Origin of the sequence: Algicola sagamiensis DSM 14643, assembly GCF_000374485.1 — a bacterium.
Taxonomy (GTDB): Bacteria; Pseudomonadota; Gammaproteobacteria; order Enterobacterales; family Alteromonadaceae; genus Algicola; species Algicola sagamiensis.
This window is the reverse complement of record NZ_KB894493.1, coordinates 55,598-74,495: the sequence shown is the minus strand read 5'-3', so window position 1 is coordinate 74,495 and position 18,898 is coordinate 55,598. Positions and strand designations below refer to the sequence as shown.

The window sequence follows — 18,898 nt, the reverse complement described above, 5'->3', positions numbered from 1 at the left end:
CAGATTTGTTTTAATGCCTTATTGTTGTGAAAAGGGATGATATAGAATGAAAATCGTTGTGTTAACTGGTGCGGGGATCTCTGCTGAATCTGGTATTCAAACATTTCGGGCTTCTGATGGGCTTTGGGAAAATCATCGGATAGAAGATGTGGCCACGCCAGAAGGCTTTATGAAAAATCCTAACTTAGTTTATCAGTTTTATAATGAGCGACGTCGTCAATTATTATCACCGGGAATTTCACCAAACCCTGCTCATATCGCTTTAGCCGAGTTGGAGAAGCAGGGGAAACATGAAGTCCTTGTCGTCACACAAAATATTGATGACCTCCACGAAAGAGCTGGCACACAAAATATCATTCACATGCATGGCGAATTGCTTTTATCTCGGTGTGAAGTGAGTGGCATCACACATGAGGCACGCCAAGATGTAACAGAAGAGGATGAGTGTCCTTGCTGTACGCCTGGCGCAAGATTAAGACCACATGTGGTCTGGTTTGGTGAAATGCCCCTTGAGATGGAACGAATTTACGAAGCACTCTCAGATTGTGATCTCTTTTTATCCATTGGCACATCAGGGAATGTTTACCCAGCTGCAGGTTTTGTTGCGGAAGCAAAAGCATATGGTGCCCGTGCTGTGGAGATTAACCTTGAAGCTTCAATGACTGCAACACAATTTGATGAGCATATCTATGGACCCGCTGGAACCGTTTTATCAGAATTTTTGATGACTTTACCCTAAGGAGATTTTTGTTGACGTACCTCCCTGAGTTTTTCCTGATTGCTGCTGCACACTTTATTGCCGTTGCAGGACCTGGACCCGATTTTACAATTATCCTAAAAAATGCACTGAGTTATGGCAGAAAGGTTGCTGTAGCTACAAGTATTGGTATCGGTGTGGGTATTCTTATCCATATCATCTATAGCTTGACTGGCGTTGGCTTGTTATTGCAGTCATCACCGATTGTTTTTCGAATATTTTTATTTTTAGCTGCGAGCTACCTGATATATATTGGTATTCAAGGCTTACGCGCGAAACCTTCAAGTCAAACAGAATCAATACAAACTGATTCATCGAATACCATCAGTACGAAAAAAGCATTTACACAAGGTTTTTTAACCAACGCCCTTAACCCAAAAGCAACCCTGTTTTTCCTATCACTCTTTTCTGTTGCTGTCTCAGCAACAACACCATTTGCAATAAAGGCAGGGTATGGAATTTATATGGCTATTGCAACAGGATGTTGGTTTAGTTTCCTTTCTTATATGCTTACGATTGAAAAGTTCCGTAATAAACTCATGAAAAATGGTTATTGGATTGACCGTATTACGGGTGTTGTACTGATTTTACTAGCAGTAAGACTGCTTTGGTCTGAGATCGCCACTATGCTCACTTAAGCAGATTCCCCCTGTGGGGTTACGATTATGTCGCGACCCCATAGCATGTTCAGTACTTATTCATGTTTAGTACTTATCAACAGAGATAAAGTGCTTTTTCAGAATTTTCTGATAACTTCCGTCTGCTTTGATTTGCTTTAGGCCAGCATTAAACTCTTCTGTTAGCTTCTCAAAACCTGGCTTTTTCTTTGAGAATGCAACATACATATCAAAGACCTTGTAAGGTGGGGATAAGATTTTCACTTTCGAACGATCAAATCGTGGAGAAAGTCTTTCCAAGTGATAGAAAAACAGACTTCTAGGAGCCAAAATTAAATCAATTCTTTCTTTCAGGATCAGTAATATTCCTTGGTCTTGTTGGTTATATGGATAAGTTTTGAGTTGAGCCTGATCAAAATCATCATGTGCAGTGGAACCTCGAATCACGCCTATCACGGCACTTTTTAGATTACTTAAATCACCACCGTAATTGATATTGAGCGGTTTCACTGTGATCAACTCTTCCTTCACTTTCCAGACAACATCCGGGTAGGAAAGGAATTTGGTTCGCTCTTTGGTTTTATACACATCCATTACGCCATGCACTTCACCATCCTTTGCTTCTTTTAATGCTCTTGTCCAAGGACGATAATGATACGTGACTTGGTAACCCGCTTTTTGAAATGCTTGGGTAACGATATGGGTAAAAAAACCACCGTCGTTGAGCGTTTCACCTGTATAGGGTTCCCAATTAATCGTCGTTAGATCAACATGTTTCTTTTCTTCTGCACACAAAGATATACATGTAATGCCTAATAGAAAAGTAATCAGTCTCGAAGCTGTCATGATTTACTCATATCAACAAAATTTGAGTGTATGGGCTTAAGTATATATGAATCTGGGTGAGCAGGTGCTCACCCGTTCAAGTGTAGGGTCAGAATTTAATATTTATGACGCTTCAGGGATGTTTCTGCGAGAATTTTGGCAGAGATCTCTTCAACCGAGAGATGAGTACTGTTTAAAAATGGGATTTTTTCTTTTTTGAGCAGCATTTCAACTTCACGAACCTCAATACGACACTGTCTTAATGAAGAATATCGGCTGTTTGCGCGCCGATGATCACGAATTTGATGCAGTCGTTCTGGGGATATCGTCAGACCAAAAAGCTTTTTCTTATGGGGCTGAAGCGGTTTGGGTAACTTCGTATCAACGAGATCTTCTTCCGTGATAGGGTAATTCGCTGCTTTGATCCCATATTGTAACGCCAAGTATAAACTTGTCGGCGTTTTGCCAGATCGTGAGACACCGACCAAAATAATATCTGCTTCATCATAATCTTTGAGATTTGCCCCATCATCGTTTGCTAATGAATAATTGATGGCATCAATACGAAAGTCGTATGTTTTTTCATGAATTGAATGGGTGCGGTGTGTTTTTGGTTTCGCGGCAACGCCTAATTCATCGGATAAAGGGGCTGCATAATGGTTTAAGAAATCGAAACAAGCGCCATCGCACTGTTCAATAATATGTCGGATTTCATTATCCACGAATGTATGAAAGACTAAAGGTCGCTCACCTGTTGTTTTATAACGAGCATTTATCTGATTTTTGACGTTGTGTGCTTTTTCTGGATTCTCGATGAATGGGATAGTGATATGATCAAAATCCTGTTCAAACAAGGACAAAAGTGCATGTCCGAAGACTTCTGAGGTGATAGCTGTGCCATCTGATATATAAAAAGCAGTTCTCACTATTTTGCCTTAATAACGTAATAAAATTACATGAAAAATAAGATTTTCATTCGACTTAGCCAAGTGTAAAATGAGCCACGCCCGAAAGTAAAAATGTAAGCTTACACAGTTTATGACAAAATTTGGAGACCGAACCGTGCAAGAACACGTTCTCTGGTATCAAAACCTAAATATGAATGATGTGAACCGAGTGGGTGGTAAAAACGCATCACTGGGTGAAATGATTTCCAACCTGGCAAATGCTGGCGTCCAAGTGCCAGGCGGATTTGCAACCACTTCTTATGCTTTTAATGAGTTTCTTGAGCAAAGTGGGCTGAACGATAAAATTTACGAGGTTCTTGATCACCTGGATGTTGAGGATGTCAATGCGCTTGCAAAAGCAGGCAGCCAGATCCGCCAATGGATCATTGATACACCATTCCAATCGAATTTAGAAAATGCCATTCAAGACGCATTTGCTCAGATCGAAAAAGAATCTGGCGCACAAGCATCGTTTGCGGTTCGTTCTTCTGCAACAGCTGAAGATATGCCTGATGCATCATTTGCTGGTCAACAAGAGACATTCTTGAATGTAAAGGGCATTGATGCGGTGAAGGTCGCGATTAAGCACGTTTTTGCTTCTCTGTTTAATGATCGGGCGATTTCTTACCGCGTTCATCAGGGCTATGACCACCGTGGAGTCGCATTATCTGCGGGTATCCAGCGCATGGTTCGTAGTGATAAGTCTTCTTCTGGCGTGATGTTTACAATAGACACAGAATCTGGTTTTGAAGATGTCGTCTTTATTACGTCTTCCTATGGCTTAGGTGAAATGGTTGTCCAAGGTGCTGTTAACCCGGATGAGTTTTATGTCCATAAACCAACACTCGAAGCAGGCAATCCAGCTGTACTTCGTCGTAATATTGGTAGCAAAGCTGTTCAGATGGTGTATTCCGATGATTTATCACATGGGAAACAAGTTGAAGTCATCGATGTTGATGAAAAGCAAGCCATGCAGTTCTCCATTAACGATGAAGAAGTACAAGAGCTTGCAAAGCAGGCCATGATCATCGAGCGTCACTACAAGCGCCCAATGGATATCGAATGGGCAAAAGATGGCAACGATGGAAAACTCTACATTGTACAGGCTCGTCCAGAAACTGTTCGTAGCAACGAGGCTGCGAATATCATGGAACGTTTCCAGTTAAAAGAAACGTCAAATGTTTTATGTGATGGCCGGGCTATCGGTCATAAAATCGGTGCTGGTGTTGCAAAAGTGCTTAAGTCCATCGAAGAAATGGATAAGATCCGGCCAGGTGATGTACTGGTCACTGATATGACGGACCCTGATTGGGAGCCGATCATGAAGCGTGCGGCTGCAATTGTGACCAATCGGGGTGGTCGAACATGCCATGCTGCAATCATTGCCCGTGAATTAGGGATACCAGCGGTTGTCGGTTGTGCATCTGCAACTCAGGATATCCAAAATGGTGACACTGTTACAGTATCTTGTGCAGAAGGGGATACAGGTCGAATCTACGAAGGAAAGTTAAATTTTGAAGTCTTAACCTCCAAAGTTGATGAAATGCCGGACTTACCGATAAAAATCATGATGAATGTCGGTAATCCAGAGCGTGCTTTTGATTTTGCACGACTGCCTCATTCAGGAATTGGCCTTGCACGGGTTGAGTTTGTTATCAATCGTATGATCGGCGTTCACCCTAAAGCATTGTTGAATTACGATGCGCAACCAGATAACGTAAAACTGGAAATTCAAGAGCTGATGGCAGGTTACTCCGATCCAGTTGAGTTTTATATCGCGAAGCTAACAGAAGGGATTGCAACCTTAGGCGCTGCGTTCTCTCCTGAGCGTGTTATCGTCCGGATGTCTGATTTTAAATCGAATGAATACGCGAATCTCATCGGTGGCCAGGATTACGAGCCGGAAGAAGAAAACCCGATGATTGGTTTCCGTGGTGCATCACGTTACATCGCAGATTCTTTCAAAGAATGTTTTGCCCTGGAATGCGAAGCGATTAAACGTGTTCGGAATCAAATGGGGCTGACCAATGTTGACATCATGATCCCGTTCGTACGGACATTGGGAGAAGCTGAGCAAGTCATTGAACTGCTGGCTGAGCATGGTCTTAAGCGCGGTGAAAATGGCCTCAAAGTCATTATGATGTGTGAGCTTCCATCAAATGCTTTGCTTGCGGATGAGTTCCTTGAGTATTTTGATGGCTTCTCAATCGGTTCCAATGATTTAACTCAGTTAACTTTAGGGTTGGATCGAGATTCTGGTCTCATTGCACATTTATTTGATGAGCGCGACCCTGCTGTTAAAAAGCTGCTTTCTACGGCCATTCAAGCTGCAAAAGCAAAAGGAAAATACGTCGGGATTTGTGGACAAGGCCCGTCCGATCACGAAGACTTTGCTGCATGGTTGGTTGAACAAGGGATTGACAGTGTTTCACTCAACCCAGATACAGTGCTAGAAACTTGGCTGTATCTGGGTAAAAAATACCCACAGAAATAACACCTTCGATTCTTCATGATTGTCACCTTTGGTGGCAATCATTTTGATCTGTCCTTCAACAGATCTTCTTGCGACCAAGCGAGGGTGGGAGTATATCCCACTCTGGTTTGTATGTATTCCAGCTTTACTTTTTATGTTCGTCTCTGTAGTCTGTAAAGATGTGTCAATGTTGAGATTTCTATGCGAAGCACAATCTGCAAGTTCATCGTGATGACAACCATGCTTTTTGCTTTACTTGGGCAAACGCTTGTGTATGCATCAATGTCTTGTGAAATGAGCTTGCATCAGTCAATGTCACAACATAGATCAATTTCTCACACATCAGCGTCTCATGCATCAATGGTGATGCATAGCGAAATGGATTATTCACAGATACAGCACAACATGGATACGGTGCCATCTGACCATGAGGATTGCTGTGATACAGAATGTACCTGTCCAGCAAATGCTTGTATTTCATTCGTGTTTGTTTTATCAGACTTTGTAAGCACCCCTTACGCTATCTCAAACCACAAAATTTCTATTGCTCTGCTCTCACAACAACAGCAAGCAATACAATCACTCTATCGTCCCCCTATATTCGCTTAATACAATCTCAGTGCGTCTAAATTTTGTCGCAATTTAACTGATTGCTCGTTCGTTGTCAGAACGACAGTCGATTGTATTTAAGTTTTCCAGAGATTCTGGGGGAAAAATGGTTTATCTAATGATGGGATCGCTGTTGATTGCTGTGGCAGTGACTGCTTCATTCAATGTTCATACAGCAGAAAGACAAGCATATCCACTGTCTCTTAAACAAGCCGTGGCATTGGCGCAATCGAACGATCCATGGCTTTATGGAAGTCAACTCCAACAAAACGCAATTGAAGCAAAAAGTATTTCGTCTGGGACGTTGCCAGATCCAAAGCTCTCTATTGGGGTGATGAATCTTCCGACCAACTCCTTTTCATTCGATCAGGAAAATATGACCCAACTCAATGTTGGTGTCATTCAAATGTTGCCCCGTGGCGATTCTTTAGAAATCCAATCCGATCAATTGAAGTTGGAGGCATCAAAATATCCTTATCTTCGGGCTGACCGAAAAGCCAAGCTTGAGATGACAGTTGCTCAATTATGGCTGGATGTTTATCAGGCGCAGCAGACGATCCGATTCATAGAAAAAGATCAGGCGCTTTTTGAGCAAATGGTTGATGTTGCCAAAGCAAATTACAGCACAACGGTTGGGAAAACACGTCAACAGGATGTGATAAGAGCACAGTTGGAGCTTGTTCAGCTGGATGATCGTTTAGCTGCTCAACATCAAAAATTGGAAATTGCGATTGCAGGTCTAAATCAGTGGTTACATCCATTTCATGAGAACAATATTGAATCCATAGACTTTGATATGCAACCAGCAAAGTATGAAGTCAACGCGGAAGAACCGACATTAAAATTAGTACAACCTCTGATTACAAGCCAATCCTACTTATCGAGAAATCAAATCGCACGAACGATCGATCAACATCCTGCACTGCAAGTTGAAACGGTGGAGCAAGCGGTTGCAGAAAAAGATGTTCTCTTGGCAAAAGAAAAATACAAACCACAATGGGGTGTGAATGCCAGTTATGGCTATCGAGATGATTCACCAAATGGTATGTCACGCTCTGACTTTTTTTCAGTTGGTGTGACGGTCGATTTACCTTTATTTACTGACTCTCGTCAAGATCAAGATGTTGCGGCATCCATTGCTCGTTCAGAATCCCTCAAGACAGAGAAACTGTTGTTGATGAAACAAATGATCACGCAAATTGAGCTGGAAACCAGACAGCTACACAGGTTGCGGGAACGTCAGGTGATATATCAATCAAAGCTTCTCAATCAATCACACGATCAAGCGGAAGCATCATTGACAGCATACACCAATGATGATGGTGATTTCGCCGAGGTAGTCCGGGCAAGGATCGCTGAGTTAAACACCCGGATTGCTGCGTTAAATATTGATATTGATGTTTTAAAAACAATCGCCCGCTTGAATTACTTTTTTACTCACAAAGCAGAGGTTTCTCATGACAACAAATAAAAGCTGGATCATGAGCATGATTCTTGGGGGAGCAATTGGTGCAGGAGTGACCGTATTCCTTCAACCACCTTTACTTTTGAGTGAAAGTAGCAGTACTTCTGATGAAAAGAATCCCCTGTATTGGGTTGCGCCAATGGACTCAAATTATCGTCGTGATAAACCAGGTAAGTCACCCATGGGTATGGATTTGATCCCAGTCTATGAAGAGTCCAGTCCCTCGGAAGCACTTGGGCCGGGGGCTGTCTATATTAAGCCACATGTGGTCCATAATCTTGGGGTCCGGACAGCACTCGTCAAAATGCAACATGTTGAGACTGCAATTTCAACTGTGGGTTATGTTCAATATGATGAAGATAAATTGGTGCATATTCATCCCCGGGTTGAGGGCTGGATAGAAAAGCTATATGTTAAAGCTGCTGGCGATCCTGTGAATGAAGGTGCGCCTTTGTATACGTTGTATTCACCACAATTGGTCAATGCTCAGGAAGAATTTTTAATTGCACTCAGGCGTAGTAATCGAACATTGATCCAAGCGGCTAAAGAACGGCTCCAATCGCTTCAACTTACGCCAAAATTTATCAAGTCCCTTGAAAAAACAAGGAAAGTCCAACCGTTCATTACATTTTATGCGCCGCAGTCTGGTGTTTTGGATGGTTTAAAGATCCGAGAAGGGTTTTACGTGCAACCTGGAAATACACTGATGAGTATCGGCCAGCTGAGCCAAGTCTGGGTCCAGGCAGAAGTGTACGAGCGTGATGCCGCGCATGTACAAAAGGGACTCCCAGTCTCCATGACCCTGGATTACTTACCTGGAAAAATGTGGTTAGGCGTTGTCGATTATGTTTATCCGGTATTGGACGCAAAAACAAGAACACTGCGGGTTCGTTTACGATTTGATAATCAGGACCAACAACTTAAACCAAATATGTTTGCCCAAGTGGTGATCCACGCAAGTTCTGAGAATGAGACGCTGTTGGTCCCAAAAGAGTCAGTTATTCGAACAGGAAAACAAGATCGAGTTGTTTTAGCACTGGGTCATGGGCAATTTAAATCCATTGCAGTGAAGATTGGCCGTGTCAGTGAGCAGGATATTGAGATTTTGGAAGGCATTCGTGAAGGTGATGAAATTGTCACCTCAGCGCAGTTTTTAATTGATTCAGAATCAAGTAAAAGCTCTGATTTTAAGCGGATGTCTAAGGATGAAATACCACAAGCAGTTTCATCAGCAACTGTCGAAGGAACAATCAACAGTATCGACCTAGAAGCAGGGATTTTGAACATCAGCAGAGGCCCAATTGCAAAATGGAGCAGACCCGCAGCAACTATGGATTTTCATGCGGATCAATCAATTGATCTGAGTGCTCTAAAAGATGAAATGAAGGTGAAGTTCACGTTTGAGATCCGTGATGACTTTGTGATTGTTGATATTCAACCAATGGAAATGACACATGAAGGGCATGAGCATCAACAGGGAGCAGTATTATGATCAGCGCAGTGATCCATTGGTCAATTCACAATCGCTTCTTTGTGCTGCTGACGACGTTGATCTTGGTTGGCGCTGGGTTGTATTCCTTAAAACATACTCCTGTCGATGCCATTCCAGACTTGTCTGATGTCCAGGTGATCATCAAAACCAACTACCCAGGTCAAGCCCCACAAGTCGTACAGGATCAGGTCACGTATCCGCTGACGACAGCAATGTTATCTGTGCCGGGTGCAGTGACGGTTCGGGGTTTTTCATTCTTTGGTGACTCTTTTGTTTATGTCATTTTTGACGAAAAAACAGATCTCTATTGGGCGCGAAGTCGTGTGCTGGAATATCTGAGCCAAGTTGCACCATCGTTACCACCGAGAGCAAAACCACAACTTGGCCCAGATGCGACAGGCGTTGGCTGGATTTATATATATGCATTAGCTGATAAGACGGGTAAGGCAGATATGAGTCAGTTACGGAGTTTACAGGACTGGTTTTTAAAGTATGAATTACAAACGGTGCCGGGTGTGTCAGAAGTTGCAGCTGTCGGCGGGATGGTCAAGCAATATCAGGTACAAGTGGAGCCGGATAAACTTCGAGCTTATGGTATTCCACTGAGTTTGATCCAAACTGCACTCCAACGAGGCAACCAAGAAACCGGCGCATCTGTCATCGAAATGGCGGAAGCTGAGTATATGGTCACAGCCTCTGGTTATATCAAAGGGGTAAAGGATATCGAGGCAATTCCACTTGGTATGAATACACAAGGGACACCATTGACCATTGGTGATGTCGCAAAAGTGGGAGTTGGACCACAAATGCGCCGTGGTATTGCGGAACTTGATGGGGAAGGGGAAGTCGTAGGTGGAGTTGTTGTGATGCGCTTTGGAAAAAATGCGCAAAAGACGATAGAAGGGGTGAAAGCGAAACTCAAACAACTTGAAAAAAGCCTTCCGGATGGTGTTGAAATCATCACCGTATATGACCGTTCCGCCCTCATTGAAAATGCTGTGAATAATCTTTGGTCGAAACTTGGCGAAGAATTTTTGGTTGTTGCACTGGTGTGTATTGCGTTTTTATTCCATGTCCGTTCATCACTTGTGGCGATCGTGAGCTTACCTGTTGGGATCTTGGTTGCCTTTATTATCATGTATTTACAGGGGATTAATGCAAACATCATGTCACTTGGTGGGATTGCCATTGCTATTGGTGCCATGATTGATGGTGCGATTGTCATGATTGAAAATATGCACAAACATATGGAAAAAACACCGCTCACAAAGGAAAACCGTTGGCAAGTCGTAGCAGAGTCCGCCAGTGAGGTTGGGCCGGCACTTTTTTTCAGTTTGTTGATCATCACGGTTTCTTTTCTTCCTGTGTTCACATTAGAAGCACAAGAAGGTCGAATGTTTTCGCCGTTGGCATTTACAAAGACTTATGCGATGGCCGCTTCTGCGGCATTGGCCATTACTTTGGTTCCTGTTTTGATGGGCTATTTTATTCGTGGAAAAGTGGTTTCAGAACATAAAAATCCGATTAATCGAGTACTAATTGCTATTTATCTCCCTATCTTAAAAGGTGTTTTGAATTGGCCGAAAACAACAATTGTTGCTGCATTGATTGTGACTGTGATTGGCTTTTGGCCCGTTGACAAAATAGGAAGTGAGTTTATTCCACCCTTGGATGAAGGTGATTTAATGTATATGCCAACGACTTATCCTGGGATATCGATTGGGAAGGCGCGGGCGTTATTACAGCAAACGGATAAATTGATCAAAACTGTTCCAGAAGTTAAATCCGTATTCGGAAAAATAGGACGAGCAGAAACTGCAACAGACCCCGCACCATTAACAATGATAGAAACCTTTATTCAGCTTAAACCTCGTGAAGAATGGCGTGACGGTGTCACTATCGAGAATTTGAAGAAAGAGTTAGACAGTCTCGTTCAATTTCCAGGGCTGACAAATGCATGGGTCATGCCGATTAAAACTCGGATTGATATGTTGGCGACGGGGATCAAAACCCCAGTGGGTATTAAGATAGCAGGTCCTGATTTAGACGTGATCCAAAATTTGGGCCAGCAGCTGGAAACCATTATGATGGAAGTTCCGGGTACTGCTTCTGTGTATTCAGAACGTGTTGCCGGAGGCCGTTATTTAAAAGTAGATATTCAACGAGAGAAAGCAGCGCGATATGGATTGAATATTGCGGATGTGCAACAAGTCGTTGCATCGGCTATTGGGGGAATGAACGTCACTCAATCTGTCGAAGGGTTAGAACGATACCCTGTGAATGTGCGTTACCCAGAGGATTATCGAAACTCACCAGAAACTTTATCGCACTTACCGATTATCACCCCGACAGGGATGCGGATTGCGCTTGCAGATGTCGCATTTGTCAAGATAGAAGATGGTCCGCCGGGTATTAAAAGTGAGAACGCACGGATCAATGGCTGGGTTTTTGTAGATATCGAAGACGTGGATGTGGGGAGCTATGTTGAACAAGCACAACAGGTCGTCTCCAATAAACTCAACTTACCGCCGGGTTATTCAATCACTTGGTCAGGTCAGTATGAATATATGTTGCGAGCAAAAGAAAAGCTGTCGTATGTTGTTCCATTTACACTTGCGATTATTATTGTACTTCTATACCTCAACTTTAGAAATTTTGTCGAAGTTGCGGTGATCATGGGCACGCTCCCATTTGCCATGATCGGGAGTATTTGGCTTATGTATTTGCAAGGGTTTAACTTTTCGGTCGCTGTGGGGGTCGGCTTTATTGCGCTTGCTGGCGTTGCAGTTGAAATTGGCGTATTGATGTTGGTTTATTTGAATCAGTCATACCAGTCAATGATGTTGGAGCAGGGTAAAAGTGCAACAAGCGCTGACTTAAAACAAGCTGTCATCAATGGCGCTGGACTGCGTGTTCGGCCAATCATGATGACTGCGTCTGCCATTATTGTTGGTTTGTTACCTATTCTGTTTGGAACCGGAACTGGATCCGAAGTCATGAGCAGGATCGCAGCACCAATGGTTGGAGGAATGTTAAGCGCTGTTTTTTTAACACTAATTGTTTTGCCAGTCATTTATTATTTGATCAAAAGAGCGGATTAATCAGAAGTTTGGATGTAAATCAAACAGTGTGACGGTGGGTTCTCACCACTGTTATACTTGTTTTTTTACTTTGCAGAATATGTGACTGCGTCACGATTTAAGTGTGGTTTCCTGAGGCATACATCTTTACATCTCTTTTTCCCTTAGCCAACTTTTTGCATCGCTATTCTGGACCAAATCACATCTTTCTTATTTGGCATCTGACTTGGCTGATGTTCTACATGCAAAACGATATGAAAGTTATACTTTTCTGCATATTGGATGAGTTCTGAGCTGCTTGTTGGAAAAACATGTTTACCAGCGCCTGCCGGACCATTTCTTAACGAAATTGCGCAAATACCATTATTGGCAAGTAGGGAGGAGAACTTTTTAATACTGAGTTCTCGTTCTTCATGATCTAGGTGATGCCAAACGCCATCAAGCAAGACTTTCAATTGGTGCTTCCCCCTTCGTAACCATCTTTTGTGGTGAATGTTTTTCTGTTGTGATTAAGGCCTACAGCCTGTTTATCTACTATAAAATTCAATAGGTGATTAAGTGACATTGTCACATAAATTATGTTCATATTTTTATTTATTATATCAATTTCCCAGAATGAAACTTCTAGGAAATTGACTTTACAGAAGAGGAAGTCATAATAGGGGGCTTTAATCATTTGAAACAGTTCAATAATTTCTGAAAACAACCCAAGGTATGAGTGTTATCAGTCCAATGAGTTATTTTCTTCAAAAGCAAACATTTCGGCATATCACCAAAGAACAATTAGAAGAAATTCGACCAACAGATGTCTATCAAGCTTTTAAAAAAGCAAAACAAGCGGGAATGGACTTTGCCGAACATCCACAGTTTGGAGAGATCATTCATCATCTACTCGATGAGTTTGAGAAACGCAAAGAGGCTTATGAAAGAAGTACGATTGATCGCCTCAATAGTGCATGGCGAAATTTTGTCAGTTGGTGCATTCAAAACAACATACAATCTTTGCCAGCCAGTGCGAAAACTCTTGAGGATTTTTTGAAGGCGAGAGAAACACAGTTACATCGAGATACATTATCTGTTTATTTATGGGCCATATCCAAAATGCACCGGATCACCGGTTGCATTGATCCAACCAAGGATGAACTCGTGATGGGTACCTATAAAAGAATCCGTAAGACGAAGGTCAGACAAGGAGAAGAAATCAGACAAGCAACGCCATTTTTAGAGTCGAACTTAGATCACGCGATTGAGGTTTATCGTCAAGATGACTCGCTCAAGAGTAAACGTGACTTGGCGATGTTAGCAGTGTCTTATGAAGGAATCTTGCGTGCGGATGAGCTTGTTCGGATCAAACATAAACATATTGAATTTATGCCAGATGGTAGCGCTGTACTTCATATTTTATTTTCTAAACAGAACAAGTCAGGTAAACCGGATACAAACGCATTAAGCCCATGTGTCACTCAATTATTGAAGGAATACATCGAAGCTGGCGGTCTTGATGAGCGTGATGAGGAAGACTATTTATTCATTGGGATCTCTAAACATGATTCGCCATTTAAGCCGAAGCGATGCAGTTTGGGTGAACCGGTTTACAAACCAATGACGACAAGAACAACGCGGAATATCTTTAAAAAGGCATGGGAAAATTTAGGCTTAGCTGATTTTAGTCATGAGCGACCGTTTACAGGTCATTCGCCAAGAGTGGGTGCTGCTCAAGATTTGCTTCGACAAGGGTTTTCTACGGCACAGATCCAACAATCAGGACGCTGGAAAACGGCTAACATGGTCACGCAATACGGACGTGCAATTTTGGCAGAACAAGGTGCGATGGCACAAAGTCGCAAATATAAGAAATTGAATTGATTAGTTTTACGGTTAAAACCGCTCTATACAAAATGTCCAATATTAAACAATATTGGACATAACAAGGATTCTATTCCACTATCCATATCCATTCATGTCATTCAGGCAAAAATAAAGCCAAGGCTTTCGCTTGATTTTATTTTTCCGATAGATTAAGAATCACTCCCACTCATCCACAGTGATACAGGCTCCTTTAGCAATGAGTGAATGTGAAGGTATTCCTCGCAATGCACCGCCTGCAAGCTCCATGGTGAGATGCAAAGACTCTGAACTTTGAATGAGACGCCATTGTTTTTCCGATAAATGTCGTTTCTGTGATACTGGTGTCACTGGCACAATTCCTAAGCTTCTTGGCTGTTTGTCACTTTTAGAAATAGCCCATAATTCATAGGCATGGGATGGCGATAGCTCAGGTAAATTGATGACATCAAGAACAAGCTCTCGGTGTTTACCATAAGCAGAAGCCACTAAATTATGTGTATTTCCGTCTGATAGAACTGCAATGTAGCTCAGTTCACCGGTTCCCTTATCCGATTGTGACCCTGGATACAAAATAACAGCTAAAACCATAACGATCGCAATCGTTGCAAAGCGATGAAACGCAAGCTCAAGCCTTGGCCACTTCAACCATTGCTTACGCTTGGTTTTTGATTGTTCCTTGTTGACTTGATCAACAATATGCTGCCAGGTTTCTTGTTTTGGTGCGATCTCTTCCACATTCTCATCTAAGCTGGCCATTGTGCTCTCCCAGTACCTGACTCGTTGACTGAGTACTGAATCGGTTTCTAATTGAATTAATGTTTCCATCCGCGCACGAACTCTGGGGGGTAACGTGCCAATGACATAATTTGAAGCCAAGTGTTCAACGATGTTTGGTTGTGAATATCGATTTAATTGTCCAGGCATGTTTGAAGCCTCGTAATTGCGCGTCGGATAATGGACTTAATCGAATTAATCGGACAGTCAAAATACTCCGCCATTTCTGAACGTGAATGCCCATAATAATAAGCCATCAAGATGGCTTGGCGTTCGCGGCCATGCAATGCGCTAAAGCATGTATTGAGTTTGTCATCAATACGACAGATCAACGGGACGGATTCTTGCTCACTCGCAGGTTGAAAAACCGCACCTTCATCATCCTTTTCAGCTTCTGTCCATCGTCCTTCTAGACGACTGCTTTCGTATCTTTTTCTATCATAAGCACGATATCGAACAATCGCACTCATCCAAGTCATGGGTTGCGATGTCGCTGGGTTAAAGTCTGCGCTGTTTTTCCAAATCTGAATAAACGCTTCTTGTGTGATTTCATTGGCGATATCAAGATCTCTCACGACTCGATAAGCAATACCATTGAAACGACTTGCACAGGCGTCATATAACTCTTTAAAAGCTGCCTGATCACCGAGTGCGACTTTTGCGATCAACCATTCCAAATGTTCTGATGTAACTTTCAACCCTCACTCCATCTAATGAGGACTTCCTTGTCCAAGTGCCCAAGTATTAAGAAGGTAAAATATTAGTCATTTTTTATTATGATTCACTTGATTCATTCTCATCCAGAATGACATGCCATACACCACCTACACCATCACCATTGGTGTCTTTTGTATTTTCATCTTCGAAGTAAAAATACAAAGGCTGACCTTTCCAAGCCCATTGGAAATGACCATCAGCTCTTTGAATTTTAGTAAAAGGAGCAATGCGCACATCAGCTTCGTTTGCAATAAAAGGCGGCCATTTTTCTGCACAGATACCTTCGCACTTGGACTCATTCAGTGCATCATTGTCGAAGGTATACAATGTGAATTGATCCTTATCGACTGTTTGTACCGTAAAGTTACTACTGCCTTCTTTTTCAGGTAATAACGCCATGACTTCTCCGGTAGCAGAAAGAATGGGTCCTAAATTACTTTCACGAAAAATTGCAGGAGTGATATCCGCTAGATGCCAAACGCCCCCTACGCCATCACCATTTGCATCTCCAGCAGTATTATCATTAGCAAAGAAATACAAAGGCTTGGATTGATAAGCCCATTGCTTTTTCCCATTTGCTAAAGATAAGACAGAAAAAGGATATTTGGGCTTGCTGCCTGGGTCAGCCAGAAGTGGAGGCCAAATATTGATACAGTCATCATTGATGGTATAGCATGCAGCTTGACCAACCGGATCTTTGTCGAAGGTATACAGCGCAAACCCGTCTTTGTTCAGTCGTCCTTCTTGTAAAACTTGATCCGCTAATGTTGCAGAATGAATGATCCCCTGCCCCACAATTTTCCCATCATCGGTTACTTTGACAGGAGTCTTACGCGCTAAATGCCATACATCTTTTACACCATCACCGGAAATATCGCCCTGTTTCTTATCTTTGATAAAGGTGTAAAGTGGATAGCCTAAATAAGCCCACTGCTTCGTACCATCTTTTCTTTCGATCGTACTAAAAGGTGCTGTGACCTGTGCACTACTGTCGATAAGCAATGGCGGCCATATCCCAGCACATGATGCAGCATCAAGAGTAGAACCAGGCTCATCACCTTCAGCCCCATGACAATTTGATACATCTTGCATATCTTTATCAAACACATAAAGTGACCGTCCACTCTCAGTGGTCAGGACACTGCCTGCTTCATCGAGGTTAATCACACTCGGCGCATTCACCTGTACAGGAAATATGATACTTTCCGGCTTTTCTGGATTATTGTTATCATCAGAACCACACCCAAATAGTAATGTGGTCGCAAGGATGCTTGTCGCGAATTGTAAAAGTTGGCGTTTATACATGGCTTTCTCCGTTTATTTCTTGCCGACTAAAATGCTTATACGCGCCACTTCCGGTTTGGTTGCAAATAAAATAAAAAATTTTTCGTGCAACTTTTTTTGGGATCTACCGTACCTCTACACCATCAATGAAAAACACAATGGAAACTTACTATGAAATATGTTTTACCATTCGCCTTTGCTGTACTCTCATGTTCATCTATGGCAAAGGAAGCCAGCCCAATTGATGCTGTTGATACACTAGAAAAACGATTTGGTGTCTATAAGGGGAAGCGGAGAAATCATACCAAAGGCGTTTGTTTTGCTGGGACTTTCAAAGCGACCACCATTGCCAAACAATATACTCGCAGTCAGATTTTTAATACGGATACAGTAACGGTCATTGGTCGATTTTCTCACGCTGGCGGTCATTTATTTGCAGACGATAGAAAGTCAAAAACCTTTGGAATGGCGCTTCAATTGAAAAATGGCACTACAATTCACCAAATGGCGATGCTTAACCTGCCCTTTTTTGACGTGAGTACGCCACAAGCCTTTATTGATAAACATAAAGTTACGGCACCTGATAAAACGACTGGCAAAATTGACCAAGCGAAATTCACTGCATTTAAACAACAAAACCCTAGTTTTGCTCGACTAAAAAAGGCAATTAAAAATCAACGACTTCGAAGTGATTATAGTGAATACACCTTTAACAGTATTCATGCCTTTCATATGTTCAATGCAAAAGGGCAAGAACAGCCAGCACGTTGGACCTTTGTACCAAACCAAGTCAATCAAGCTATCACAGCACCAAACAGTCAAGATGCAATGGCCAAGCACTTTGCGGATAAGTTAAAAAAAGCCCCAATTCGTTATACGATGAAAGTCACATTTCCCGCACAAGATGATAGCCTCACAGATCCGAGCCAAACCTGGAAAACAACCGGAAAAAGCATCGATTTTGGCCACTTAACCATTACATCATTAAACAGCAAATGCGAACCGATTAACTTCGACCCACTGCTTGTTAGTGATGGCTTCCAAGTTTCTGACGACCCCGTACTAAAATTCCGCTCCCCTGCATACGCAATCTCTTTTGGTAAGCGAATTGTGGAAGCCAGTCGCACTGGTAAGTAAACATCAATAAAACCGCAATGGACAAGGAGGTTTTGCGGTTAATCACGACTTGCGATCAGTAATTCTTCAATACAAAAATCTTGAATCATGCCACTTAACTCGGTGCCTGAATAACCCGCAACGCTGCCTTCAGTGAAGAACATTGGTGAAGCATCATGAACTTCTTGGATCTCAAGTACTGTGTAAGGTCGTTGATAGAGCCATTCTCGATTATCAACTGCTGCCAAGTCATGACTTGGTGGTAAATCGTCAGTAAAAGCAAAGAAGTGCAATGTAAATCCATATTCATTCACTGGTTGAATCGATAAAGGGGTCATCCCCATGGTGATGCAGTATTTTCGAATAGGCTCAATCTGGTGTGTTCGTAGTGTAAGTAAGTTGAGACATGCTCCGCCGCCGAGTAATTTCCGGTCATGCTCAGTCTCCGGGCGATGACCTTTAAACCAATGTTCAATCAGCTCAATCGTATATCCTTCGGGGTCTCGAAAATGAGCGAGATAACCGATGTCTTGAAATTGTCGTGGACTGCCAACTTTTAAACCCATCTCTGAGAGCTGTTCATAAGCAAGTTCAATGTTGGGCACAGCAAGAGCGATTTTCCAATAAGTATCATTGATTGAGGGTTGATAAGGCAGATCTGCTTGCTCGAATTTTAATGTCGCTTGGTCATGATGATAACCAACTCTGCCATCAGCCAGTATTTTCATCCCCAGAACATTTGTATAAAACTGCTGCTGGGCCTGAGGTTTACAACAACGGAACCTGATTGTATCAATCTTTGGCATAGGAATAGAACAGTCATTGATATTCCGACTGATTATAACGAATGCATATTAAACTGGACAGCCATTCATTTTATCTCTTCCGGCTCTC

Annotated in this window: 16 protein-coding genes; 9 read left to right on the top strand and 7 right to left on the bottom strand. The window is 42.4% G+C overall.

The window, feature by feature from the left end; genetic code table 11:
• Window positions 1–46 precede the first annotated feature (46 nt).
• Window positions 47–739, top strand: a complete 693-nt coding sequence (gene cobB, locus C505_RS0106115) for a Sir2 family NAD+-dependent deacetylase (RefSeq protein ID WP_018691712.1) — start codon at window positions 47–49, stop codon at window positions 737–739.
• Window positions 740–750: 11 nt separating this feature from the next.
• Window positions 751–1,395 carry a LysE family translocator gene (locus tag C505_RS0106110; RefSeq protein ID WP_018691711.1) on the top strand — a complete coding sequence of 215 codons (645 nt, stop codon included), beginning with the start codon at window positions 751–753 and terminating at the stop codon, window positions 1,393–1,395.
• Between the two features lie 66 nt (window positions 1,396–1,461).
• Here the strand turns inward: C505_RS0106110 and C505_RS0106105 are convergent, their stop codons facing one another.
• Complete coding sequence (locus tag C505_RS0106105; RefSeq protein WP_018691710.1) at window positions 1,462–2,220, bottom strand: substrate-binding periplasmic protein; 759 nt, start codon at window positions 2,218–2,220, stop codon at window positions 1,462–1,464.
• A 95-nt stretch (window positions 2,221–2,315) separates the two neighbouring features.
• Entirely contained in the window at window positions 2,316–3,125 is an 810-nt protein-coding gene (gene ppsR / locus C505_RS0106100) for a posphoenolpyruvate synthetase regulatory kinase/phosphorylase PpsR (RefSeq protein ID WP_018691709.1), read from the bottom strand.
• Between the two features lie 136 nt (window positions 3,126–3,261).
• Between ppsR and ppsA the strand changes: the two genes are divergently transcribed.
• From ppsA to C505_RS0106075, 5 genes are all read left to right on the top strand, one after another.
• Window positions 3,262–5,640, top strand: coding sequence for a phosphoenolpyruvate synthase (gene ppsA, locus C505_RS0106095; RefSeq protein WP_026317784.1), 2,379 nt, complete (start codon window positions 3,262–3,264; stop codon window positions 5,638–5,640).
• Window positions 5,641–5,820: 180 nt separating this feature from the next.
• On the top strand, window positions 5,821–6,228 hold the full coding sequence (locus C505_RS24230; RefSeq protein ID WP_157368843.1) for a CopL family metal-binding regulatory protein: 408 nt from the start codon (window positions 5,821–5,823) through the stop codon (window positions 6,226–6,228).
• A gap of 106 nt (window positions 6,229–6,334) precedes the next feature.
• Window positions 6,335–7,699 (top strand): TolC family protein, encoded by a 1,365-nt coding sequence (locus tag C505_RS0106085; protein WP_018691706.1) that lies wholly within the window; start codon window positions 6,335–6,337, stop codon window positions 7,697–7,699.
• Complete coding sequence (locus C505_RS0106080) at window positions 7,686–9,185, top strand: efflux RND transporter periplasmic adaptor subunit (RefSeq protein ID WP_018691705.1); 1,500 nt, start codon at window positions 7,686–7,688, stop codon at window positions 9,183–9,185. The genes C505_RS0106085 and C505_RS0106080 overlap by 14 nt, the downstream gene beginning before the upstream one ends.
• Window positions 9,182–12,286, top strand: coding sequence for an efflux RND transporter permease subunit (locus C505_RS0106075; RefSeq protein WP_018691704.1), 3,105 nt, complete (start codon window positions 9,182–9,184; stop codon window positions 12,284–12,286). Before C505_RS0106080 ends, C505_RS0106075 begins: the two co-directional genes overlap by 4 nt.
• 143 nt (window positions 12,287–12,429) lie before the next feature.
• Here the strand turns inward: C505_RS0106075 and C505_RS21610 are convergent, their stop codons facing one another.
• A complete protein-coding gene (locus tag C505_RS21610) occupies window positions 12,430–12,720 on the bottom strand; it encodes a hypothetical protein (RefSeq protein ID WP_018691703.1) in 291 nt (96 codons plus the stop codon).
• A 277-nt stretch (window positions 12,721–12,997) separates the two neighbouring features.
• On the opposite strand from C505_RS21610, the gene C505_RS0106060 reads away from it, so the two are divergent.
• Entirely contained in the window at window positions 12,998–14,131 is a 1,134-nt protein-coding gene (locus C505_RS0106060) for a tyrosine-type recombinase/integrase (RefSeq protein WP_211215058.1), read from the top strand.
• Window positions 14,132–14,290: 159 nt separating this feature from the next.
• Here C505_RS0106060 and C505_RS0106055 read toward each other — a convergent pair whose 3' ends face one another.
• From C505_RS0106055 to C505_RS23520, 3 genes are all read right to left on the bottom strand, one after another.
• Window positions 14,291–15,037 carry an anti-sigma factor gene (locus tag C505_RS0106055; protein WP_018691699.1) on the bottom strand — a complete coding sequence of 249 codons (747 nt, stop codon included), beginning with the start codon at window positions 15,035–15,037 and terminating at the stop codon, window positions 14,291–14,293.
• Window positions 15,022–15,585, bottom strand: coding sequence for a sigma-70 family RNA polymerase sigma factor (locus C505_RS0106050; protein WP_018691698.1), 564 nt, complete (start codon window positions 15,583–15,585; stop codon window positions 15,022–15,024). The genes C505_RS0106055 and C505_RS0106050 overlap by 16 nt, the downstream gene beginning before the upstream one ends.
• Before the next feature lie 76 nt (window positions 15,586–15,661).
• Window positions 15,662–16,909 (bottom strand): hypothetical protein, encoded by a 1,248-nt coding sequence (locus tag C505_RS23520; RefSeq protein ID WP_018691697.1) that lies wholly within the window; start codon window positions 16,907–16,909, stop codon window positions 15,662–15,664.
• A 150-nt stretch (window positions 16,910–17,059) separates the two neighbouring features.
• Between C505_RS23520 and C505_RS21600 the strand changes: the two genes are divergently transcribed.
• On the top strand, window positions 17,060–18,025 hold the full coding sequence (locus tag C505_RS21600; protein ID WP_018691696.1) for a catalase: 966 nt from the start codon (window positions 17,060–17,062) through the stop codon (window positions 18,023–18,025).
• A gap of 38 nt (window positions 18,026–18,063) precedes the next feature.
• Here the strand turns inward: C505_RS21600 and C505_RS21595 are convergent, their stop codons facing one another.
• Window positions 18,064–18,810: a VOC family protein gene (locus tag C505_RS21595; protein ID WP_018691695.1), complete on the bottom strand. Its 747-nt coding sequence runs from the start codon at window positions 18,808–18,810 to the stop codon at window positions 18,064–18,066.
• Window positions 18,811–18,898 lie beyond the last annotated feature (88 nt).